Consider the following 22964-nt stretch of genomic DNA (forward strand, 5'->3'; position numbering starts at 1 on the left):
ATGAATAATCATATGGGCGGTTAGATTGCTCCAAGCAAAGCATACAAGCTGTACAGCGATAGCGATTCGGCCGACCTGTAAGAGTGGGACTGTGATTCAAATTTTCAACGAAATTTCGGATGCTGTCTCACTCTTTTTTAGAATTTCGGCACAAAGCATTAATAATATGAGCAGAATGAGGAAAGTGAGTACGTATGTCAGAGAAATTTATTAAATTACCGCATAGATTAGATTATCAAGATGCGTCATTATCAAATATCTTTCTAGGTATGACGACGAGAGAAGACGGTTTAAGTCCATATCCAGAGCATGCTTTTAATATGGCGCGTTATACAGATGATAAAGCTGCTAATATCACTCAACATCAAGCGACGCTCGCATCTCTCATTGATATGCCAACGTCACATTGGGTCTTTCCGATTCAGACACATGGCAATCGTGTGACTGAGGTGACAGAGCGAGATAGAGGGACGAATATCGATGTGTTAACTGACGATTTACACGGGATTGATGGGCTATATACTTATGATCAAAATATTATGTTGACGATGTGTTATGCGGATTGCGTACCCATTTATTTTTATAGTGAGCAACACCATTACATTGGTTTAGCACATGCAGGTTGGAGAGGTACTGTAGGACAAATTGTCATCAATATGATTGACCAAATTGATTTTGATATCAATGATTTACAAGTTGTTATTGGTCCTACAACTTCAACATCGTATGAAATTAATGATGACATTAAATCCCAATTTGAAGATTTAGGAATTGATACGTCTCGTTTTATCGAAACTAGAGGCCCTGATCAACATGGGATTGATTTGAAAGAAGCGAACGCGTTACTTTTAGAAAAAGCAGGATTATCCAGAAATCAAATTACCATTACACAATATGAAACATCTGAAGACTTAAACTTATTCTTCTCTTATCGAGTAGAACAAGGACAAACCGGACGGATGTTGGCGTACATTGGTCAACGCGAAACAAAGGAAGGGGAAGTGTGAGATGAGTGTACAAGAGCAATATCAAGAAATTCAAGAAGAACTGAAAGCTGCGAGCGAAAAAGGAGGTTGGACGACACAACCTGACGTGATTGCTGTGACGAAATATGTTACAATAGACCGAGCTAAAGAAGCATATCAAGCTGGCGTACGACATTTCGGTGAGAACCGTGTCGAAGGCTTCTTAGAGAAGAAAGAAGCGTTACCAGATGACGTGACGATGCACTTTATCGGTCCTTTGCAATCGCGTAAAGTGAAGGAAGTCATCAATGAAGTTACATACTATCACGCACTTGATCGCTTAAAAATAGCTAAGGAAATTGACAAACGTGTCGATCATACTGTGAAATGCTTCGTACAAGTGAATGTGTCAGGTGAGTCTTCAAAGCATGGTCTTGAAATTGAAGAAGTTAAAGAGTTCATCGAAGCGCTCGCTGACTATGAACATATTGAAGTTATCGGCTTAATGACGATGGCGCCGTATACTGATGACGAAGCTTATATCAAACAATTATTTGAACAATTAAGAAAGCAACGCGATGAAATACAATCTCTCAATCTATCGCATGCACCTTGTACTGAACTGTCTATGGGCATGAGCAATGACTATCAAATTGCTGCTGAAGCAGGTGCGTCATACGTGCGAATTGGGACGAAACTTGTAGGAAAAGAGGAGTGAAGCTATTGGCTTTAAAGGATTTATTTAATGGATTTTTCACTGTAGAAGAGGAAGATGATGAGTTAGAGGCACCTCCGGAAAGAGAACCACGTAGAGAACAATCTCAGAACCAAGCGACTGAAACATCACATATTGAGCCAAATGAACGTCAACGTTCTTTACAATCTGTGCCGAAAAAGCAATCTTCTAGATACCAATCATCACAAGGTGAAAGGAAGTATCATATGAATCAATCACAGAAATCAAACACACGCAATGTAGTGAATATGAACAACCAAGAACAATATGACTACGTTCAAGAAAGTTCTAAGATGTGTTTATTTGAGCCACGCGTCTTCTCAGACACTCAAGATATCGCCGATGAGTTGAAGAACCGTCGCGCTACATTAGTGAACCTTCAACGTATCGACAAGGTTTCAGCTAAGCGTATCATTGACTTCTTAAGCGGTACAGTTTATGCGATTGGTGGCGACATTCAACGTGTAGGTTCAGATATCTTCTTATGTACACCTGACAACGTAGAAGTAGCCGGAACGATTACAGATCAAATTGAGAACGCTGATTTTCATGGCGAATAGAGGCTAAATTATGAGTTTAGAAATATTAAGCACGATTTTCAATATTATATTGATTATCGTTAGAATTTATACATTTGGAATGCTCTTTTACTTCTTAATGTCGTGGTTACCAGGTGCGCGTGAGAATGGACTAGGCCGATTCTTAGCTAAGATTTACGAGCCATTTTTAGAACCATTTCGACGCATCATTCCACCGATTGGAATTATAGATATCTCATCTATCGTTGCACTATTTGTGCTGTTCTTGTTTAGAGAAGGTTTAGGAAGCATCTTTAACATAATACTTAATTCATTGTAATGTGAGTTACAAAGGTAGGTAAAATGAGATTCGAGCTACGCATGTACACGATAAGATAATTGAAAGTCCCACTCTGACGTTGTGAGGGTTGGGACTTTCTTTGTAGTGGTAATGAAATCACTTTTACAGAAAGGAGCGTGAGCACGATAGATATTTATCAACACTTTCGAACTGAAGAGCGTGAGATGATCGACCAATTAATTGATAAGTGTAAACAGGCTAATGATCACTATGCGCCACAACTCACTCACTTTTTAGACCCTCGAGCACAGTATATTGCTGAAGTTGTGACGAATAGTTTCGAAGATTTACACATCCATTTCTTTGGGGGTTATCATGCCGAGCGTCAACGTGCGATTATTTCACCCTCGTACTATGAACCGGATATAGAAGATTTCGAAGTCGTACTGATTGAAATCACTTATCCGAAAAAGTTTGTTACGATTCAACATCAACATGTATTAGGTACGATCATGTCCATGGGGATTGAACGTGAGCAACTAGGTGATATACTAGTGAATGAGACGATTCAGTTCGTTTTGACAAAACAGTTAGAATCTTATATGATGTTGGAATTAACACGTATCAAAGGTGCGACAGTGAAACTTAATTCTATTCCGTTTAAAGATATGATACAATCTAAAGAGGAATGGAAATCATTTCATGCGACGGTCAGTGCATTGCGTTTAGATGTAGTGCTGAAAGAAATGATACGTAAGTCGCGTTCTATCGCGAAACAATTAATAGAGAAGAAACGTGTGAAGGTGAACCACGTTATCGTCGACTCAGTCAACTTCCAATTAGATGTCGGTGATTTGTTGTCGATTCAAGGATTTGGTCGTGCACGTATCACAGATATCGGAGGCAGGACCAAGAAAGATAAGGTTCACATTCAGTTTGAAACTTTGTTTAAATAGAAATGAAGCGTAGGTAGAGATAGAGGAGGTCATTCAATGCCTTTTACACCTAGTGAAATTAAACATAAATCATTTTCACGTGTGAAAAATGGTTACGAAGCAACTGAAGTAGCAAACTATTTAGAACAATTAAGTAAAGAAATCGAACGATTGAAAGAAGACAAGAAACAACTTGAGAAAGTGATTGAAGATAAAGAAACCAATCTTAAATCATACAAAGATGTGCATCAATCAGTAAGTGACGCTTTAGTCCAAGCACAGAAAGCAGGCGAAGAAACGAAAGCTGCCGCTACGAAAGAGGCTGAAGCGACGAAAGAGAAAGCGCAAGCAGAAGCAGACCGTATCGTTAACGATGCAGTGGAGAAAGCACGTCGCTTATCTTTCCAAACAGAAGATATGAAACGTCAATCTAAGATCTTCAGATCACGTTTCCGCATGTTAGTGGAAGCACAACTTGATCTCTTAAAGAATGACGATTGGGATTATCTGCTTAATTACGATTTAGATGCACAGCAAGTGACAGAAGAGAATGTTCAGCATTTAAATAATGAAGATTTAACGCCTGAAGAACAAACACTTAAAGAGAAGCAAGAATCAGGCGACAACGAGCAAGGTAATGACAAGAATGACGATACATCTAAAGAGAATGCGTCAAAGTCTAAATAATATTGGTTTACAGAACAGACGCGTAAGAAACAGTTTGCATATGATTAGCGAGCTAGGGATGGTGAAAGCCTAGTATATGTGTGTTTCTTATATCACTGTTCGACAATGATTATAATGTTGATGAGAGAACTCTAAGTTGAGTTAATCAGGGTGGTACCGCGATGGTTCGAGTCGTCCCTGTTAATTGAACTTAGAGTTCTTTTTTTAATAGTAAGAAGGAGTGAATGAAATGGACTATAAAGAAACCCTATTAATGCCAAAGACAGCTTTCCCAATGCGTGGAGGTTTACCGAACAAAGAACCTAAGATCCAAGAAGAATGGGATGAAAAAGAGATTTATCAAAAATCTTTAGAAAAAAATAAAGGAAATGAATCCTACATTCTTCACGATGGTCCTCCATATGCGAATGGTGGCTTACATATGGGACATGCGTTGAATAAGATTCTTAAAGATATCATCACACGTTATAAGACAATGCAAGGGTACTATACTCCATACGTACCAGGTTGGGATACTCACGGTCTGCCAATCGAACAAGCATTAACTAAAAAAGGCGTTAAACGTAAAGAAATGTCAGTCTCTGAATTCAGAGAGAAATGTAAAGAATTTGCGTTAAATCAAATTGAATTACAGAAAAAGGATTTCAAACGCCTAGGTGTAAGCGGTGACTTCGACAATCCTTACATCACTTTAAAACCAGAATATGAAGCAGCGCAATTACGTTTATTTGGAGAAATGGCTGCTAAAGGTTTAATTTACAAAGGATTGAAACCTGTATACTGGTCTCCATCAAGTGAATCTTCACTTGCCGAAGCGGAAATCGAATATCATGACAAACGTTCTCCATCTATCTACGTTGCGTTTGATGTGAAAGACGGTAAAAATGTAGTTGATGAAGATGCGCAATTTATCATCTGGACAACTACACCTTGGACACTTCCAGCGAACGTCGCAATCACAGTTCATCCTGAATTAACATACGGTGAATATCTCGTAGATGGCCATAAATACATCGTAGGTAAAGATTTAGTTGATGATGTGGCTGAGAATTTAGGTTGGAATACTGACGAGATCGAATTAGTGAAAGAATTCTCCGGTAAAGATCTAGAATATGTTGAAGCACAACATCCATTCTTAGAAGATCGTACAGTCTTACTCATTAACGGTGATCACGTTACAACAGATGCTGGTACTGGCTGTGTTCACACTGCTCCTGGACACGGGGACGACGACTATATCGTAGGTACGAAATATAATTTACCAGTGATTAGTCCAGTTGACTACAAAGGTGTATTAACTGACGAAGCAGGTCCATTTGCTGGCGAATTCTACGACAAAGCGAATAAACCAATTACGGATTTACTCAAAGAGAATGGTTCACTATTGAAATTAGACTTCATTACACACAGTTACCCACATGACTGGCGTACGAAGAAACCAGTTATCTTTAGAGCGACACCACAATGGTTTGCTTCTATCGATAAAGTTCGCCAAGATATCTTAGATGCGATTGAAGAAACGCATTTTAAAGTGGATTGGGGTAAAACACGTATCTACAACATGATTCGTGACCGTGGCGAATGGGTAATCTCACGTCAACGTGTTTGGGGCGTACCGCTTCCAGTATTCTACGCTGAAAACGGTGACATCGTGATGACTGAAGAAACAGTGAACCATGTAGCAGATCTCGTAGAAGAATACGGTTCAAACGTGTGGTTCGACCGTGAAGCGAAAGACTTATTACCTGAAGGCTTTACACACCCTGGTAGCCCTAACGGTGAATTTACGAAAGAAACAGATATCATGGACGTGTGGTTCGATTCTGGTTCATCTCACCGTGGTGTGCTTGAACAACGTCCAGAGCTATCATTCCCAGCTGATCTTTACCTAGAAGGAAGCGACCAATACCGTGGTTGGTTCAACTCATCTATCACAACTGCAGTAGCGACACGTAATCGTTCACCATACAAGATGTTACTCTCTCATGGTTTCGTTATGGACGGCGAAGGTAAGAAGATGAGTAAATCATTAGGTAACGTCATCGTTCCTGAACAAATCGTGAAACAGAAAGGTGCAGATATCGCACGTTTATGGGTAAGTAGTGTAGATTACCTTGCTGATGCGCGTATTTCAGATGAAATCATTAAACAAACTGCGGACGTTTATCGTAAAATCCGTAACACATTACGCTTCATGTTAGGTAATGTTAACGACTTCAATCCTGAAACTGACGCGATTGCAGAAGCTGATTTATTAGAAGTAGATCGTTACATCCTAAATCGCTTCCGTGAATTCACAGCAAGCACAATTAAAAACTATGATAACTTCGATTACTTAAATATCTATCAAGAAGTACAAAACTTCATCAACGTAGAACTCAGTAACTTCTACTTAGATTATGGTAAAGATATTCTTTACATCGAAGAACGCAGTGCGCATAAACGTCGTAGCATGCAAACGGTGCTTTACCAAATCGTCGTAGATATGACGAAATTACTTGCGCCAATTCTTGCACACACTGCTGACGAAGTTTGGAGTTACATTCCACATGTTCAAGAAGAAAGTGTTCACCTCACTGATATGCCTGAAGTTCAAGATATTGATACTGAGTTAGTTGAGAAATGGAACACATTCATGAAACTTCGTGACGACGTGAACCGTGCATTAGAAATTGCACGTAACGAGAAAGTCATCGGTAAATCATTAGAAGCGAAAGTGACAATTGGTAGTAACAGTGACTTCAATGCGACAGAATTCCTACAAGACTTCGATGATTTACAACAATTATTCATCACTTCTCAAGCTGAAGTAGTGGACAATGTTGAAGGTGGCGCTTCTTACGCACATGGCGACATTAAAGTCGAACATGCTGATGGTGAGAAATGTCAACGTTGCTGGAACTATAGTGAGGAACTAGGTTCAGTAGGCGAATTGACTGATCTTTGCCCTCGCTGTCAAGCTGTTGTGAAGACATTAGTTTAATCTCGAGCATAGCTTAATCTGACGTTATGTCGGTGAGATAATACGATAAATAGACACCCTTTTGAATGACGTTCACGCGTATTCAAGAGGGTGTCTTTTTTCTGAAATTGTAACCTCTATCATCAAGTCTAAACTTTTGTTTATATAGCGATTAAGCTATAATGAAAGTTGTTGTCTGTATGGACGAACTAAAACCGAGGAGGTACCTCAATGAAGCGCCAGTACTATATTGGAACTACAGTGGTAGTCACATTATTGATATTAGCGATAGACCAACTAACGAAATATTTAATTGCGGCAAAGATGACGATCGGCGATTCTTATTCAGTGATTCCACACTTCTTAAATATTACTTCACATCGTAATAACGGTGCTGCGTGGGGAATATTAAGTGGTAAAATGGGCTTCTTCGTCATTATTACGCTCATTATATTAGCGATTCTCGTTATCTTTTATATTAAAGAGGCGAAGGGCAATTTATTTATGCAAATCGCGTTAAGTTTACTGTTTGCCGGAGCGATTGGTAACTTTATTGACCGATTATTTCATGGAGAAGTCGTGGACTTTATCGACACCAATATATTCGGTTATGACTTTCCAATTTTTAACGTAGCTGACTCAAGTTTAACGGTAGGGGTCATCTTGATCATCATCGCCTTGTTAAAAGATATGAATAATAAAGAGGAATAGGAGGTAAGCGCATGGAACAACATCAATTCAATATTGCTGAAACGCATCTCGCTGGCTCACGCATCGACAAAGTCCTTCCTGAATTTAACAGTGAATGGTCTCGTTCTCAGATGCAAGACTGGATTAAAGAAGGCTTAGTGAAAGTAAATGACAAAGTGGTTAAAGCGAACTATAAGGTCAAAGAGAACGACGTCATTGAAGTGACAGAGAAAGAGGTTGAAGAAGCGGATATTCTACCTGAGAATTTGAATTTGGATATTTACTATGAGGATGACGATGTAGCGATTGTCTACAAACCTAAAGGCATGGTCGTACATCCGTCACCAGGTCATTATTCAGGCACGCTCGTCAATGGTTTGATGTATCAAATGAAGAATTTATCCGGAATCAACGGTGAAGTACGACCAGGTATTGTACACCGTATCGATAAAGATACATCAGGACTCTTGATGGTTGCCAAGAATGACGTTGCACACCGTAGTCTCGTTGAACAATTGATGGCGAAGAGCGTAACGCGTAAATATTCAGCACTCGTGCATGGTAATATTCCACACAACTACGGAACAATTGATGCGCCAATTGGTCGTAATAAGAATGATCGACAAGCGATGGCTGTCGTCGATGATGGTAAAGAAGCCGTTACACATTTTGATGTGAAAGAGCATTTTAAAAAATATACCTTGGTAGAATGTGAACTTGAGACAGGACGTACACACCAAATCCGTGTGCACATGAAATATATCGGCTATCCACTCGTAGGCGATCCAAAGTATGGTCCGAAGAAGACGTTGGATATCGGTGGACAAGCACTTCATGCTGGCGTGATTGGTTTCCAACATCCTAGAACGGGTGAATATATCGAACGTACGGCACCCGTTCCTGACGACTTTGCGAATTTATTAGATGAACTACGTCATAGTGATAGCTAAGTCAAGTTGGAAGATAAGAAATTGAAGCGTTTGTAATAGCTTGAGTTAAGAATTGAGATGATTGCAGCGTTTCATTGCTAACACGGCTAATCTACGGGAACCACCAAGCTTTCATTGGAGAATTAAATTGTGAAACGATTACAAACGTAACTTGACGCTCGACCGTATTAGATGTAAAATTTAGATAAAGTTAAATCGCATATTTAAAAAACGCAAGTCTTTAACGATGAGTCCAGAGAGGCTCCGAAGACATCGCATATTGAGTAGCATACATGAGATTCATAGAGAAAGAGGCCACACACGACAGGTTAGTAGAATGTGGGTACTAAACTATGAATACGCAACCTTCAAATCCATTCCAAATTGTGAATGGATGACGCTAACGCCAAGTCATAAGTGTCACGAAGGTGTATCCAATCAAGACCGCATGTCTTCATAAAGGCATGGGGTCGTTTTTTATATGCACAACGCAATTGATCTTTAAGTGTCACGTCAAACTCATTTCAAAGTGTAGGTGGAGATTATGTCTGAACGAATTATTATGGATGAAGCAGCCATCCAACGTACAGTAACACGAATAGCTCACGAAATACTTGAATATAACAAAGGAACAGATCGCCTTGTATTGCTTGGCATCAAGACACGCGGCGCATTCTTAGCGAAACGCATTCAAGAGAAGATCGAGTCGATTGAACATCAGTCTGTACCTACTGGCACTATTGATATCACACAGTTCAGAGATGACAAGGAGGCGTCGACTGTAGATGCGTCTCAGCCACCATTCGATATTGACACAGAAATTACAGATCAAGCTGTGATTATTATTGATGATGTGCTCTATACTGGACGTACAGTGAGAGCAGCATTAGATGCGATATTAGGGCACGCGAGACCGCACAAGATTGGACTTGCAGCACTCGTTGACCGTGGCCATCGCGAATTGCCGATTCGTGCTGACTTCGTGGGTAAAAATATTCCAACAGCATGTGACGAAGCAGTATCCGTATACTTAGAAGAAGTTGATCACAGCAATGCCGTCGCAATTGAATAGTAAAGCTTTTAAATCAGTACGAGAGACTGAAAAAGCACGTGCACTGATTCAAAGTAAGTGAGTTCTTTGTTTCAGTTGTACTCCCTTTGTATGCATATGAAGCGTAGAGTGTACCTTCGTGCATAAAAAGGTGTCTTGTTTCAGTCTCTTTACGCCGAGTAAAGAGACTTTTTTTAAAAGGAGAAAAAGAGATGGAAAATGAACAATTGTTTGAGCGCACGGCCAAACCGGTGCTCGACGTCAGAGACAAACCAAAACCTTCCCAATGGGCATTCTTGAGTACCCAACATCTATTTGCGATGTTTGGCTCAACGGTACTCGTACCATTCTTAACACATATGCCGATATCAGCAGCGTTACTCGCCTCAGGAATCGGAACATTATTATACATACTCATCACACGAGCGAAGATCCCTGCCTATCTAGGTTCAAGCTTCGCCTTTATCACACCCATCATCTCAGGAATTGCCAACCATAGTCTCGGTGATATGTTAGTCGCACTCTTCATGAGTGGTGTGATGTACGTCATCATAGGGCTGATTATTAAGCTTAGTGGTATCAATTGGCTCATGCATCTGTTGCCACCTGTGGTCGTAGGCCCAGTCATTATGGTTATCGGCTTAAGCTTAGCACCGACAGCAGTCAATATGGCAATGTTTGAGAACTCTGGCGACATGAAAGGGTACAATTTAAGTTACTTACTCGTAGCCATGATTACGTTACTCGTAACGATTTGTGTACAAGGTTTCTTTAAAGGCTTTCTATCGCTGATACCTGTGCTTGTAGGGATTATCGTCGGTTACATCGTGTCGGTTTGTATTGGTCTAGTCAACTTCGCACCGATTGCTCAAGCGAAATGGTTGCAGTTGCCTGATATCTACTTACCATTTAAAGATTACGTTCCATCGTTCCATCTCGGACTCGTACTAGTAATGGTACCGATCGTCTTCGTTACTGTCAGTGAACATATCGGTCATCAAATGGTGATTAATAAGATTGTAGGACGTAATTTCTTTAAAGACCCTGGATTAGACAAATCCATTATCGGTGACGGTGTATCAACGATGTTTGCGAGCATCATCGGTGGTCCACCAAGCACAACGTACGGTGAGAATATCGGTGTACTTGCGATTACGAAGATTTACAGCATTTACGTTATTGGCGGCGCAGCATGTATCGCCATCTTGCTCGGATTTATCGGTAAATTCACCGCTCTGATTTCATCCATACCTACACCCGTGATGGGCGGCGTCTCCATCTTACTCTTTGGAATCATTGCGGCGAGTGGTTTGAGAATGTTAGTTGAGAGCAACGTCGACTTTGCGCAGAACCGTAACTTAGTTATCGTCTCAGTCATTCTCGTGATTGGTATCGGAAACTTAGTTTTTAATTTAAAAGGTTTAGGTATCAACCTACAAATTGAAGGTATGGCTTTAGCTGCATTAGCTGGTATTATACTGAACTTGATCTTACCGCAATCTAAATCAACAGCTGACAATAAGGACGCATAACGGAAAGAAGATGGAGGTTAGAATATGAGAAACTTACTATCAATGGAACATTTAACGACGACAGAAATTGCCCAATTGATACGCAAAGCAAGTGAATTTAAATCTGGCGCTAGGCCTTTTCCACAGTACAACGATCAGTTTGTAGCGAATCTCTTTTTCGAGAATTCGACACGTACGAAGAGTAGCTTTCTCGTCGCTGAACAGAAGTTGGGATTAAACTTATTTGACTTTGAAACTTCTACTTCATCCGTTCAGAAAGGTGAGTCCTTATACGATACTTGTAAAACGCTAGAGAGCATTGGAGTGAATTTACTCGTTATCCGTCACTCTGAGAATGCTTACTACGATAAACTGGACAATATTCAAATATCTATCATTAACGGAGGAGATGGCAGTGGCCAACATCCTACCCAAAGTTTATTAGATATCATGACGATACATGAAGAATTCAAGCGATTTGAAGGTTTGAAAGTGCTCATCTGTGGAGATATTAAAAATTCTCGTGTAGCCCGAAGCAACTATCACAGTTTGACAGCACTGGGGGCAGAAGTCATGTTCTCGAGTCCTCAAGAATGGCAAGACGACTCTATTGGCGCACCATACGTTGATATGGATGAAGTGATCGATCAAGTGGATATCGTCATGTTACTTCGCGTACAACATGAGCGACATGGTTCCGAAGAAGTGGATCACTTTGAAGCGGGGCATTACCATCAAGACTTCGGCCTCACTCCAGAACGTTATCAACGTTTACAAGAATCAGCGATTATCATGCATCCAGCACCAGTCAATCGAGGTATTGAGATTGCGGACGAACTCGTCGAAGCACCTAAGTCACGCATCTTTAAACAAATGGAAAATGGCATGTTCCTACGCATGGCTGTGATTGATACAATTTTAGAAAATCGAAAGGGGTAACTTACTATGAAATTAATTAAAAATGCACAAATTTTACAAAATGGGGAATTACAACAAGTAGACATCCTTATCGAAGGTGAACGCATCAAGATGATTGACGAGCAAATTGATAATACGCTTGATGCAGAAGAAATCGATGCTCAAGGTCAATTTGTAGCCCCAGGACTTGTCGATGTACACGTTCATTTACGTGAACCAGGCGGCGAACATAAAGAAACAATTGAAACAGGTACGAAAGCAGCAGCACGTGGTGGTTTCACTACAGTATGTCCTATGCCGAATACGAAACCTGTACCTGACTCTGTTGAGAATTTAGAACATGTGAATAAGATTATTGAAGACAGCGCACAAGTTCGTGTCCTACCTTACGCGGCGATCACTGTACGTCAAGCGGGTAAAGAGCATGTCGACTTTGAAGCACTCGCTCAACATGGTGCATTCGCGTTCACAGACGACGGCGTAGGTGTGCAAGAAGCAAGCATGATGTACGAATCTATGAAAGCGGCAGCGAAACAAGGTAAAGCTGTTGTAGCACACTGTGAAGATAACAGCTTGATTTACGGCGGTGCAATGCATGATGGTAAACGCAGTAAAGAATTAGGCATCCCTGGTATTCCAAATATCTGTGAAGCGGTTCAAATTGCACGTGATGTTCTACTCGCAGAAGCAGCAGGTGCACATTATCACGTATGTCACGTTTCAACGAAAGAAAGTGTTCGTGCGATTAGAGATGCGAAGAAAGCAGGCATCCACGTGACAGCTGAGGTCACACCACACCACCTATTACTTACTGAAGATGATGTGCCAGGTGACAATGCGATTTATAAAATGAATCCACCATTACGTAGCAAAGAAGACCGTGACGCACTAATTGAAGCCTTACTCGATGGCACAATCGATTGTATCGCGACAGACCATGCACCTCACGCAGCAGAAGAGAAAGATCAACCAATGACACGTGCGCCATTCGGTATCGTAGGTAGTGAAACAGCATTCCCATTACTTTACACACACTTCGTTAAGAATGGGGACTGGACATTACAACAACTTGTCGACTACTTAACAATTAAACCTGCACAAACATTCGACTTACCTTATGGCAAACTTGAAGAAGGTAGCTTAGCTGATTTAACGATTATCAACTTAGATCAAGAGCGTGAAATCAAAGCTGAAGACTTCCATTCTAAAGCAAGCAACACACCATTCTTAGGTTACAAAGTTTACGGCAACCCAGTGCTTACAATGGTTGAAGGAACAGTGAAATTTAAGGAGGAAATCTAATGATTGAGAAACGTTATCTCGTATTAGAAGACGGATCATATTATGAAGGGTACCCACTCGGTTCAGATAACTTAACAATGGGTGAAATTGTATTTAACACTGCGATGACAGGTTATCAAGAAACAATTTCTGACCCATCTTATACTGGACAAATCATTACTTTTACTTACCCACTTATCGGTAACTATGGTATTAACCGTGATGATTTCGAAACGCTCGTTCCTAGCTTGAACGGGGTTGTAGTGAAAGAAGCGAGCAAGCATTCAAGTAACTTCCGTTCTCAAAGAACGTTCCACGAAGTGCTCGTTGAATACGATATTCCAGGCATTTCTGGTGTAGATACACGTAGCATTACTCGCAAGATTAGACAATATGGGGTCTTGAAAGCTGGATTTACAGATAACAAAGAAGACATTGATCAACTCGTTGAGAAGTTGAAAGAGACTGAATTACCACGTACAGAAGTGCAAACAGTATCTACGAAATCGCCTTACGTTTCTACAGGCTTTGACTTAAGTGTCGTTCTTGTAGACTTTGGTAAAAAGCAAAACATCGTGCGTGAACTCAACGCGCGTGGTTGTAACGTCACTGTTGTTCCATATGACACAACTGCTGAAGAGATTAAACGTATGTCTCCAGACGGCGTCATGTTATCTAATGGCCCTGGGGATCCAGAAGAAGTACAAGTTGCAATCGACATGATTAAAGGCATTTTAGGCGAAATTCCATTCTTCGGAATTTGTCTCGGACATCAACTCTTCGCCTTATCTCAAGGTGCAACATCATTCAAGATGAAATTCGGTCACCGTGGTGCGAACCATCCGGTTAAGGACTTGAAGACAGGTAAAGTAGCGTTAACAAGTCAGAACCACGGTTACTCAATCGATAAAGATTCACTAGAGAATACTGATCTCGAAGTGACACATATTGCGATTAACGACAACACTGTTGAAGGATTACGCCATAAGACATTACCTGCATTCTCAGTTCAATATCACCCTGAAGCATCACCAGGACCTACAGATTCAAACTACTTATTTGATGAATTTATTGAAATGATGAATCAATTTAAAGAGAAGGAGCGTCATACTCATGCCTAAACGTAAAGATATAGAAACAATTCTTGTCGTTGGATCAGGACCTATCATTATCGGTCAAGCAGCAGAATTTGACTACGCAGGGACACAAGCTTGTCTTGCTTTGAAAGAAGAAGGTTACCGCGTGATCTTAGTCAACTCAAACCCTGCCACAATCATGACAGATAAAGAAATTGCGGACGAAGTATATATCGAACCATTAACACACGACTTTATCGCACGTATCATCCGCAAAGAACAACCAGACGCTTTATTACCAACTTTAGGTGGACAAACAGGTCTTAACATGGCAATTCAATTACACGATAGTGGTGTACTTGAAGCGAATGGTGTGACGTTACTTGGTACACGTTTAGAATCAATCCAACAAGCTGAAGACAGAGAGCAATTTAGAAGCTTGATGAATGAATTAGATGTACCAGTACCTGAAAGTGATATCGTTAACACTGTAGAACAAGCGTTTACTTTTAAAGAACAAGTGGGCTACCCACTCATCGTACGCCCAGCCTTCACAATGGGAGGAACTGGTGGCGGTATTTGCCACAACGACGAAGAATTACGTGAAGTTGTTTCAAACGGGCTTCACTACAGTCCAGCGACACAATGTTTAATTGAGAAATCCATCGCGGGTTACAAAGAAATTGAATACGAAGTATTGCGTGATAAGAATGACAACGCAATCGTAGTATGTAACATGGAGAACATTGACCCAGTCGGTATCCATACTGGTGACTCAGTGGTAGTAGCGCCAAGTCAAACGCTTTCTGACGTCGAATATCAAATGTTACGTGACGTATCATTGAAAGTAATTCGTGCGTTAGGTATTGAAGGGGGCTGTAACGTACAACTCGCTTTAGATCCAGATTCAATGCAATACTACATCATCGAGGTTAACCCTCGTGTATCTCGTTCTTCAGCACTTGCGTCTAAAGCGACAGGTTACCCAATCGCGAAACTTGCGGCTAAGATTGCTGTTGGATTGACTTTAGATGAAATGTTAAATCCAATCACAGGTACGTCTTATGCAGCGTTTGAACCTGCACTAGACTATGTGATTTCTAAGATTCCACGTTTCCCATTCGATAAATTTGAAAAAGGTGAACGTGTTCTCGGTACGCAAATGAAAGCGACAGGGGAAGTTATGGCAATAGGCCGTACTTACGAAGAATCATTATTAAAAGCGATTCGCTCGTTAGAATACGGCGTACACCACCTCGGTTTACCAAATGGTGAAAGCTATAGCTTAGATTACATTAAACAACGTATTAAAGATCAAGATGATGAGCGTCTCTTCTTCATTGGAGAAGCGATTCGCCGTGGTACAACATTAGAAGAAATCCATGAAATGACGATGATTGATTACTTCTTCTTAAATAAATTCCAACAAATCATCGACATTGAACATGACTTGAAAGAACACAAAGGTGACGTGGACTATGTACAATACGCGAAGAACTATGGTTTCAGTGATCGCGTAATCGCACACCGTTTCGACATGACAGAAGATGAGGTTTACCAATTACGTAAAGATAACGGTATTACACCTGTTTATAAGATGGTTGATACGTGTGCGGCTGAATTCGAGTCTACTACTCCATACTACTATGGTACGTATGAACAAGAGAACGAATCTATCGTCACTGATAAAGAGAAAATCTTAGTGCTTGGCTCTGGTCCAATCCGTATCGGTCAAGGTGTAGAATTCGACTATGCGACAGTACACGCTGTTTGGGCGATTCAAAATGCTGGATACGAAGCAATTATCGTGAACAACAACCCTGAAACGGTTTCTACTGACTTTTCAATCTCAGATAAGCTCTACTTCGAGCCACTAACTGAAGAAGATGTAATGAACATCATCGATTTAGAGCAACCTAAAGGTGTTGTCGTTCAATTCGGTGGTCAAACAGCGATCAACTTAGCTGATAAACTTGCTAAGCACGGTGTGAATATCCTAGGTACAACTCTAGAGGACCTTAACCGTGCAGAAGATAGAAAAGAATTCGAAGCATTGCTTCATACCATCGATGTACCACAACCTAAAGGTAAGACAGCGACATCTCCAGAAGGTGCTTTAGAGAATGCGCGTGAAATCGGCTATCCAGTTGTCGTTCGACCATCCTATGTACTCGGTGGACGTGCGATGGAAATCGTTAACAGCGATGACGAGTTGAAGAACTACATGAACCAAGCAGTTAAAGCAAGTCCAGATCATCCAGTACTCATCGACCGTTACCTTACTGGTAAAGAAATTGAAGTCGATGCAATTTCTGACGGTGAAACAGTAATTATCCCTGGTATCATGGAACACATCGAACGCGCAGGGGTTCACTCAGGTGACTCTATGGCAGTTTATCCGCCTCAAACATTAACGCAAGAAGAAGTGGATACACTTGAAGATTACACGATGCGTTTAGCGAAAGGTCTCAACATTGTTGGTCTCATCAACATTCAATTCGTTATCGCACACGATGGCGTCTACGTGTTAGAGGTTAACCCACGTTCAAGCCGTACAGTTCCGTTCTTGAGTAAAATTACTGGAATTCAAATGGCACAACTTGCGATGCGTGGTGTAATGGGTGAGAACCTACAAGAGTTAGGTTACCAACCAGGAATTCAACCACATAGTGAAGGTGTCTTCGTTAAAGCACCTGTCTTCAGTTTTAATAAACTGAAAAATGTCGACATCACGCTTGGACCTGAAATGAAATCTACAGGTGAGGTTATGGGTAAAGACTTAACGATGGAAAAAGCATTGTTCAAAGCGTTGACAGCTAGCGGTGTTGAAGTGAAAGATCACGGCACAGTGCTCATGACTGTAAGCGATAAAGATAAAGAAGAAATTGTTGATATCGCGCGTCGCTTAAACGAAGTCGGTTACAGAATTCTTGCGACAGAAGGCACAGCGCATAAATTGAACGACAATGATGTGCCAGCACAAGTCGTAGGTAAGATTGGTCGCGAAGACGATATTTTAACACAAATTCAAAATAATAAAGTTCAAATTGTGATCAATACGATGACGAAAGGTAAAGAAGTTGAAAGAGATGGTTTCCAAATCCGCAGAACTTCTGTAGAAAACGGCGTACCATGTCTCACTTCTCTAGATACTGCAAATGCTTTAACAAATGTGATCGAAAGCATGACATTTACAATGAGAACGATGTAGTAACTGTAATTTAAATAGTAAGAACTATCATGAACGATAGTATGAGAATTAGAAGTGGAAGCGTTGAGACGCTTCTCACTTCTACGTTCTTATATGATTAATCACAAAACAACACTTCATTGACAGAAACAGAGGTGATATATCGAATGGAAACGTTGCCAATTATCGCTTTAGATTTCGAATCTAAAGAGAAGGTAGATCAATTTTTAGATTTATTCGATGAGCCACTTTACGTTAAAGTCGGCATGGAATTGTTCTATCAAACAGGTCCAGAACTCATATCAGACATTAAAGCACGTGGTCACCGTATTTTCCTAGATCTAAAGCTTCACGACATACCTAACACAGTAGGTAAAGCGATGGAGGGACTAGCGAAATTAGAGGTCGACATGGTCAACGTGCATGCAGCTGGCGGTACAGTGATGATGCAGCGTGCGTTGGAAGGTTTGAGAAAGCATAATCCTAATACGAAGCTCATCGCTGTAACACAGTTAACTTCAACGACGGAAGAGATGTTGCATGACGAGCAGAACATCCAAACGTCGATTGAGGATGCAGTCTTAAACTATGCACAACTCGCTCAACAAGCACAGTTGGATGGTGTCGTGTGCTCACCGTTAGAGGCAGAATTGTTAACGAGTCATTTAGGTTCAGATTTCTTAAAAGTCACGCCAGGTATTCGTCCAAAAGATGCACAAACGAATGATCAAAAACGCATCACTACGCCTGAAGAAGCAAAGACGAATGGCTCTACACATATCGTCGTTGGACGTCCAATTACACAAAGTGACAATCCGGTTGAAAGCTATCATAAAATCAAAGAAAGTTGGTGCAACTAACATGGCAAGATCGATTGCAGAATCTTTATTAGATATCGAAGCGGTATCACTCTCACCAAACGATCGCTTCACTTGGAGTTCAGGTATCAAATCTCCAATCTATTGTGATAACCGCGTAACGCTCGGCTATCCTAAAGTACGTCGTCAAATCCGTGATGGTTTAGCAGAATTAATTCGTGAACATTTCGGCGATGTTGAAATCGTGTCTGGTACGGCGACTGCAGGTATCCCACACGCTGCATACCTTTCAGAAACGTTAGATTTACCGATGAACTATGTACGCTCTAAGAGTAAAAGTCATGGTAAACAGAACCAAATTGAAGGCGCAAATAGCCAAGGTAAGAAAGTCGTTGTCGTTGAAGACTTAATTTCTACAGGTGGTTCTTCAATCACAGCGGTAGATGCATTGAAAGAAAGTGGTGCAGATGTTCTTGGCGTTGTAGCTATCTTTACTTATGGCTTGAAGAAAGCGACAGAAACATTTGAAGCAGCTAACGTTCCTTTCTATACTTTAAGCGATTATAATGAATTGATTGAAGTTGCAGAAGAAAGAGGCGTCATTACGAAAGAAGATATCGATGCACTTGTTGAGTGGCGCGATAATCTATAAGTAGATCGTAAAAAACAATCCTGTGTTGTCATGCTTGATGCGATGCAACACAGGATTATTTGTATTTTTAACGAATAAACATTTTTATCAATAGCCAACCTATCAGTAAGACGACAAAGAAGACGAGTAATGGAATAAGCACGAATGTCATAATTTACCTCCACGTATTTTTAATCTATTTTAACAAAATAATGTAACTTAGGAAATGTCGAGACTGCAGTAGTAAGGTAGGATGGCTCAAGTGTTGTTCTCGTCTACGCATGGTTCATGTGCCAAGCTCGTGATATGTTACAATGAGTGAAGATGATATAACCGAGAGAATTGAGACGGTTGAAAAGAGGAGGATAACTGATGAGTATACCTAAAGTGACCACGTTTATGATGTTTAACGGTCAAGCTGAAGAAGCGATACGTACCTACGTAGAAGCTTTCGATGATGCTGAAATTCTCGCTATGCGTCGTTATAGTGAAGAGGATGATGCGCCGACAGATTATTTACAACATGCTATCTTTCGTTTGAAAGACCAAGTATTGATGGCGATTGACAATGTGAATGGAATGGATATTGAAATGAATCCAGCGATGTCACTTTATGTCACTGTTGATACGGCGATGGAGATGGAACGTTTATTTAGTAAGTTGAAGAATCAAGGTGCCATCTTAATGCCGAAGACAGAAATGCCACCATTTAGAGAATTTGCATGGGTGCAAGATCGTTTCGGTGTGAACTGGCAATTAGCTTTACCTGAGAAACAATAGATTTTTAAAATATTCGACATAATATTAAAAGACCCAGCCAAGAAAGTAGGGGGGATGTCCTTACTTTCCGGGCTGGGTTATTTACGTTTATAAAAGGATAGTGCTATTTCATAACTTGTTAACATTTAATCCTTTGAATATGAAAGATGCGTTTAGAAGTTGTAAGATCAAATGTGATTAAAGCTCAGATTTACGATTATTTCTCATCTATATTCATTGCTTTAATGTGATCATAATCTGGTGTTGCGAACAATGTTTTTTGATGATCATAGGTTACAAACCCTGGTTTCGCTCCTGAAGGTTTATGCACATTCTTAATTTGTGTGTAGTCCACAGGAATTTGAGCAGAATTTCCTGCTTTAGAGAAATAGCCTGCCAACATCGCCGCTTCTTTCAACGTTTCGTCACTCGGATCGTCATTTAATATCACGACGTGTGAACCTGGAATATCCTTAGTATGGAACCACCAGTGTTGTTTTGAAGCTTTCTTGTTCGTTAAATAATCATTCTGCTTATTATTTTTACCTACAAGTATCGTATCCCCATCGGTAGAGCGATAATGTTGTAACTGAATTTGAGGCTTTTTCTTCTTCTTACTTTGTTTGCGCGCTTTCATGTATCCTTGTTCAGCGAGTTCGTCGCGAATTTCATCGATGTCATCCACCGTAATGTGTGCGAGTTGTTGCTCGATATTCTCAAAGTATTGAATGTTCTCTTGTGTTAACTTGATTTGACGTTCCACTTCATATTCTCGCCGTTTCAAACGATTGTATTGTTTGTAGTAGTACTGCGCGTTCTCAGACGGTGATTTCGTCGGATTGAGCGGAATATCCACTTCTTCATTAGTATAGTAGTTCAACGCAGTCACATGATCGTCACCTTGTTGGATACGGTAAATATTCGCTGTAATCAATTCACCATAGAGTTGCTCGCGATCTTTATCCTTCGCACTTTCAGATTCTTGCATGAGTTTACCGAGTTTATGTTGATTCTTCTGCACTTGTTGTTGAACGAAACGTACGAGGTCATTGGCACGTTGCTTCACACGTTCTCGTTCCCCACGCGCTTCGTAATAGCGATCCAACAGTTGATGCAAGGAGTCGTAGATCACTGCATCATCGTCAAACTGTTGCAGTTTCATAAAGTAGAAATCTTCTTTTCCTGTTTCATGATTTTTATGGGAAATGGGTGTTTCTGGGCCTTCTGTTTCAGCGAGGACTTCAGCAAAGGCTTCAGGTAAGGTTTCAGTAGTCATAAACTGCTTACGATTCACGATTTCATTCGTGATAAGCGGACTAAAGCCTTCGAAGGTATGAAGTAACTGACGAGCAATTTTACCACTGTTAAAATCAATATATTGATTTACTTGGTCCGCTGAAATCTCATAAGGATTCAACTTATCTTGCGTCGGTGGTGTTTCGTATTTAAAACCAGGCATGACAGTACGGTATTGATTGGTATTAGGCGTGAGATGTTTAAATCCTTCAATAATCTTGCGGTCATCATCCACGAGAATAAGGTTACTGTGTTTCCCCATAATTTCTAGTATCACTGTACGGTAAATCGTATCGCCAATTTCATCTTTACTTTCAATGTCTATTTCAACACGGCGGTCATTACCGATTTGGCGAATGGCTTGGACAAATCCACCTTCTAAATGTTTACGGAAGACGCGCGCAAACATAGGTGGGTCAAAGGGATTGTCGTACTTCTTCTCAGTGATATGCATGCGAGAGAAGCTAGGGTGGATCGACAATAAGAGTTGATGATTCTTACGTTGTTGGCGAATCACCATGATGATCGTGTCATTCTCAGGTTGATTAATCTTATGAATACGACCACCGATTAGAAATTGTAAGTCTGCTACCATTTTCTTGGTAAATAAACCATCATATGCCATGTGTATCATCCACTTTCTATAATTTCAGTCTACTCATTGTAACATGAGACGTCAGGTGGGCATAGGAGAAGATTTGTCTACGGACGCTATACAATTAAATAGGGAGTATGGTATCATATGGTAATAATAGAAGAATAGCTAGAAAGGTCGTAAATCATGGATAATGAGAAAGGTTTGCTAATTGTGCTTTCTGGTCCCTCGGGTGTAGGAAAAGGGACGGTGCGAAAGAAAATATTTGATGACCCATCGACATCTTATAAATATTCGATTTCAATGACAACACGCGATATGCGTGAGGGCGAAGAAGATGGGGTGGATTACTTTTTCAAAACGAAGAAAGAGTTTGAAGATCTCATCAAGCAAGACCAGTTTATTGAGTATGCAGAATACGTAGGAAATTATTACGGGACACCTGTGCAATACGTTAAAGATACTATGGAACAAGGTTATGATGTCTTTCTAGAAATAGAAGTGGAAGGTGCGAAACAGGTCCGTAAGAAGTTTCCAGACGCATTATTTATCTTCTTAGCACCACCAAGCTTAGATCATTTACGTGAGCGTTTGGTCGGACGTGGCACGGAAAGTGATGAGAAGATTCAAAGTCGTGTCAATGAAGCGCGTAACGAAGTGGAAATGATGAATCTTTACGATTATGTCGTAGTGAATGATGAGGTTGAACTTGCGAAACAACGCATTCAATCTATCGTCGACGCAGAGCATTTAAAGAGAGAGCGTATCGAAGCAAAATATAGAAAGATGATATTGGAGGCTAAAAAATAATGTTATACCCTGCATTAAATGATTTAACTAACCAAGTTCGTTCTAAATACTTAATCGCGACAACAGCTGCGAAACGTGCGAGAGAGTTAGAAGATAAACCTGAAAGTACTTTGTTAGATAACTACAAATCTGTGAAAACAGTAGGTAAAGCACTTGAAGAAATCGCAGACGGTAACGTTTATCCTAACGGTACTATCGATCTTGACGAATAAAGTGTAGGCTCATACTCATTGAGTACAAATATATATGAGAGGTACACAATGACAGAATTATAGTGTCATCTCATTGCGCGTTAAAAAATCTGC

21 protein-coding genes are annotated in these 22964 nt (G+C 40.5%); 20 read left to right on the forward strand and 1 reads right to left on the reverse strand.

The window, feature by feature from the left end; genetic code table 11:
• Nucleotides 1–194 precede the first annotated feature (194 nt).
• The 18 genes from pgeF to CD039_RS03275 all read left to right on the forward strand — a co-directional run bounded on the left by pgeF (nt 195) and on the right by CD039_RS03275 (nt 19979).
• Nucleotides 195–1007 (forward strand): peptidoglycan editing factor PgeF, encoded by an 813-nt coding sequence (gene pgeF / locus CD039_RS03190; protein ID WP_103371091.1) that lies wholly within the window; start codon nt 195–197, stop codon nt 1005–1007.
• A gap of 1 nt (nt 1008) precedes the next feature.
• Nucleotides 1009–1683, forward strand: coding sequence for a YggS family pyridoxal phosphate-dependent enzyme (locus CD039_RS03195; RefSeq protein ID WP_103371092.1), 675 nt, complete (start codon nt 1009–1011; stop codon nt 1681–1683).
• A gap of 5 nt (nt 1684–1688) precedes the next feature.
• Nucleotides 1689–2261, forward strand: a complete 573-nt coding sequence (locus tag CD039_RS03200; RefSeq protein WP_103371093.1) for a cell division protein SepF — start codon at nt 1689–1691, stop codon at nt 2259–2261.
• Nucleotides 2262–2271: 10 nt separating this feature from the next.
• Nucleotides 2272–2559, forward strand: a complete 288-nt coding sequence (locus CD039_RS03205) for a YggT family protein (RefSeq protein WP_103371094.1) — start codon at nt 2272–2274, stop codon at nt 2557–2559.
• A 137-nt stretch (nt 2560–2696) separates the two neighbouring features.
• Nucleotides 2697–3476, forward strand: coding sequence for a YlmH family RNA-binding protein (locus CD039_RS03210; protein WP_103371095.1), 780 nt, complete (start codon nt 2697–2699; stop codon nt 3474–3476).
• Nucleotides 3477–3512: 36 nt separating this feature from the next.
• A complete protein-coding gene (locus CD039_RS03215; protein WP_103371096.1) occupies nt 3513–4142 on the forward strand; it encodes a DivIVA domain-containing protein in 630 nt (209 codons plus the stop codon).
• Between the two features lie 229 nt (nt 4143–4371).
• Nucleotides 4372–7125: an isoleucine--tRNA ligase gene (gene ileS, locus CD039_RS03220; RefSeq protein WP_103371097.1), complete on the forward strand. Its 2754-nt coding sequence runs from the start codon at nt 4372–4374 to the stop codon at nt 7123–7125.
• Nucleotides 7126–7335: 210 nt separating this feature from the next.
• A complete protein-coding gene (gene lspA / locus CD039_RS03225; protein ID WP_103371098.1) occupies nt 7336–7815 on the forward strand; it encodes a signal peptidase II in 480 nt (159 codons plus the stop codon).
• Between the two features lie 11 nt (nt 7816–7826).
• Entirely contained in the window at nt 7827–8744 is a 918-nt protein-coding gene (locus tag CD039_RS03230) for an RluA family pseudouridine synthase (RefSeq protein WP_103371099.1), read from the forward strand.
• 523 nt (nt 8745–9267) lie between these two features.
• The gene (gene pyrR / locus CD039_RS03235) at nt 9268–9795 is read left to right on the forward strand and encodes a bifunctional pyr operon transcriptional regulator/uracil phosphoribosyltransferase PyrR (protein WP_103371100.1); all 528 of its coding nucleotides are present in this window, start codon (nt 9268–9270) and stop codon (nt 9793–9795) included.
• A 191-nt stretch (nt 9796–9986) separates the two neighbouring features.
• Nucleotides 9987–11306, forward strand: a complete 1320-nt coding sequence (locus tag CD039_RS03240) for a uracil-xanthine permease family protein (protein WP_103371101.1) — start codon at nt 9987–9989, stop codon at nt 11304–11306.
• Between the two features lie 24 nt (nt 11307–11330).
• The gene (locus CD039_RS03245; protein ID WP_103371102.1) at nt 11331–12224 is read left to right on the forward strand and encodes an aspartate carbamoyltransferase catalytic subunit; all 894 of its coding nucleotides are present in this window, start codon (nt 11331–11333) and stop codon (nt 12222–12224) included.
• 6 nt (nt 12225–12230) lie between these two features.
• A complete protein-coding gene (locus CD039_RS03250; protein WP_103371103.1) occupies nt 12231–13505 on the forward strand; it encodes a dihydroorotase in 1275 nt (424 codons plus the stop codon).
• Nucleotides 13505–14605: a carbamoyl phosphate synthase small subunit gene (locus CD039_RS03255; RefSeq protein WP_103371104.1), complete on the forward strand. Its 1101-nt coding sequence runs from the start codon at nt 13505–13507 to the stop codon at nt 14603–14605. Before CD039_RS03250 ends, CD039_RS03255 begins: the two co-directional genes overlap by 1 nt.
• Nucleotides 14598–17771 carry a carbamoyl-phosphate synthase large subunit gene (gene carB, locus CD039_RS03260; protein ID WP_103371105.1) on the forward strand — a complete coding sequence of 1058 codons (3174 nt, stop codon included), beginning with the start codon at nt 14598–14600 and terminating at the stop codon, nt 17769–17771. Before CD039_RS03255 ends, carB begins: the two co-directional genes overlap by 8 nt.
• A gap of 146 nt (nt 17772–17917) precedes the next feature.
• Nucleotides 17918–18610, forward strand: coding sequence for an orotidine-5'-phosphate decarboxylase (pyrF, locus tag CD039_RS03265; protein ID WP_103371106.1), 693 nt, complete (start codon nt 17918–17920; stop codon nt 18608–18610).
• 1 nt (nt 18611) lies between these two features.
• A complete protein-coding gene (gene pyrE / locus CD039_RS03270; protein WP_103371107.1) occupies nt 18612–19220 on the forward strand; it encodes an orotate phosphoribosyltransferase in 609 nt (202 codons plus the stop codon).
• Between the two features lie 351 nt (nt 19221–19571).
• Entirely contained in the window at nt 19572–19979 is a 408-nt protein-coding gene (locus CD039_RS03275) for a VOC family protein (RefSeq protein ID WP_002472826.1), read from the forward strand.
• 196 nt (nt 19980–20175) lie between these two features.
• On the opposite strand, the gene CD039_RS03280 is transcribed toward CD039_RS03275, so the two are convergent.
• A complete protein-coding gene (locus CD039_RS03280; protein ID WP_103371108.1) occupies nt 20176–21879 on the reverse strand; it encodes an Rqc2 family fibronectin-binding protein in 1704 nt (567 codons plus the stop codon).
• 156 nt (nt 21880–22035) lie between these two features.
• On the opposite strand from CD039_RS03280, the gene gmk reads away from it, so the two are divergent.
• Together gmk and rpoZ are read left to right on the forward strand one after the other, a co-directional pair.
• The gene (gene gmk / locus CD039_RS03285; protein ID WP_002472857.1) at nt 22036–22659 is read left to right on the forward strand and encodes a guanylate kinase; all 624 of its coding nucleotides are present in this window, start codon (nt 22036–22038) and stop codon (nt 22657–22659) included.
• Nucleotides 22659–22871 carry a DNA-directed RNA polymerase subunit omega gene (rpoZ, locus tag CD039_RS03290; RefSeq protein ID WP_103371109.1) on the forward strand — a complete coding sequence of 71 codons (213 nt, stop codon included), beginning with the start codon at nt 22659–22661 and terminating at the stop codon, nt 22869–22871. Before gmk ends, rpoZ begins: the two co-directional genes overlap by 1 nt.
• Nucleotides 22872–22964 lie beyond the last annotated feature (93 nt).

The organism is Staphylococcus argensis (assembly GCF_002902305.1).
In the GTDB taxonomy this organism is placed as follows: domain Bacteria; phylum Bacillota; class Bacilli; order Staphylococcales; family Staphylococcaceae; genus Staphylococcus; species Staphylococcus argensis.

Excerpts from the sequence above, each read along its gene's own strand:
- pgeF (WP_103371091.1), top strand. The coding sequence starts at position 195 with ATGTCAGAGAAATTTATTAAATTACCGCATAGATTAGATTATCAAGAT.
- CD039_RS03195 (WP_103371092.1), top strand. The coding sequence starts at position 1,009 with ATGAGTGTACAAGAGCAATATCAAGAAATTCAAGAAGAACTGAAAGCT.
- CD039_RS03205 (WP_103371094.1), top strand. The coding sequence starts at position 2,272 with ATGAGTTTAGAAATATTAAGCACGATTTTCAATATTATATTGATTATC.
- CD039_RS03215 (WP_103371096.1), top strand. The coding sequence starts at position 3,513 with ATGCCTTTTACACCTAGTGAAATTAAACATAAATCATTTTCACGTGTG.
- ileS (WP_103371097.1), top strand. The coding sequence starts at position 4,372 with ATGGACTATAAAGAAACCCTATTAATGCCAAAGACAGCTTTCCCAATG.
- lspA (WP_103371098.1), top strand. The coding sequence starts at position 7,336 with ATGAAGCGCCAGTACTATATTGGAACTACAGTGGTAGTCACATTATTG.
- CD039_RS03230 (WP_103371099.1), top strand. The coding sequence starts at position 7,827 with ATGGAACAACATCAATTCAATATTGCTGAAACGCATCTCGCTGGCTCA.
- pyrR (WP_103371100.1), top strand. The coding sequence starts at position 9,268 with ATGTCTGAACGAATTATTATGGATGAAGCAGCCATCCAACGTACAGTA.
- CD039_RS03240 (WP_103371101.1), top strand. The coding sequence starts at position 9,987 with ATGGAAAATGAACAATTGTTTGAGCGCACGGCCAAACCGGTGCTCGAC.
- CD039_RS03245 (WP_103371102.1), top strand. The coding sequence starts at position 11,331 with ATGAGAAACTTACTATCAATGGAACATTTAACGACGACAGAAATTGCC.
- CD039_RS03250 (WP_103371103.1), top strand. The coding sequence starts at position 12,231 with ATGAAATTAATTAAAAATGCACAAATTTTACAAAATGGGGAATTACAA.
- CD039_RS03255 (WP_103371104.1), top strand. The coding sequence starts at position 13,505 with ATGATTGAGAAACGTTATCTCGTATTAGAAGACGGATCATATTATGAA.
- carB (WP_103371105.1), top strand. The coding sequence starts at position 14,598 with ATGCCTAAACGTAAAGATATAGAAACAATTCTTGTCGTTGGATCAGGA.
- pyrF (WP_103371106.1), top strand. The coding sequence starts at position 17,918 with ATGGAAACGTTGCCAATTATCGCTTTAGATTTCGAATCTAAAGAGAAG.
- pyrE (WP_103371107.1), top strand. The coding sequence starts at position 18,612 with ATGGCAAGATCGATTGCAGAATCTTTATTAGATATCGAAGCGGTATCA.
- CD039_RS03275 (WP_002472826.1), top strand. The coding sequence starts at position 19,572 with ATGAGTATACCTAAAGTGACCACGTTTATGATGTTTAACGGTCAAGCT.
- CD039_RS03280 (WP_103371108.1), bottom strand. The coding sequence starts at position 21,879 with ATGGCATATGATGGTTTATTTACCAAGAAAATGGTAGCAGACTTACAA.
- gmk (WP_002472857.1), top strand. The coding sequence starts at position 22,036 with ATGGATAATGAGAAAGGTTTGCTAATTGTGCTTTCTGGTCCCTCGGGT.
- rpoZ (WP_103371109.1), top strand. The coding sequence starts at position 22,659 with ATGTTATACCCTGCATTAAATGATTTAACTAACCAAGTTCGTTCTAAA.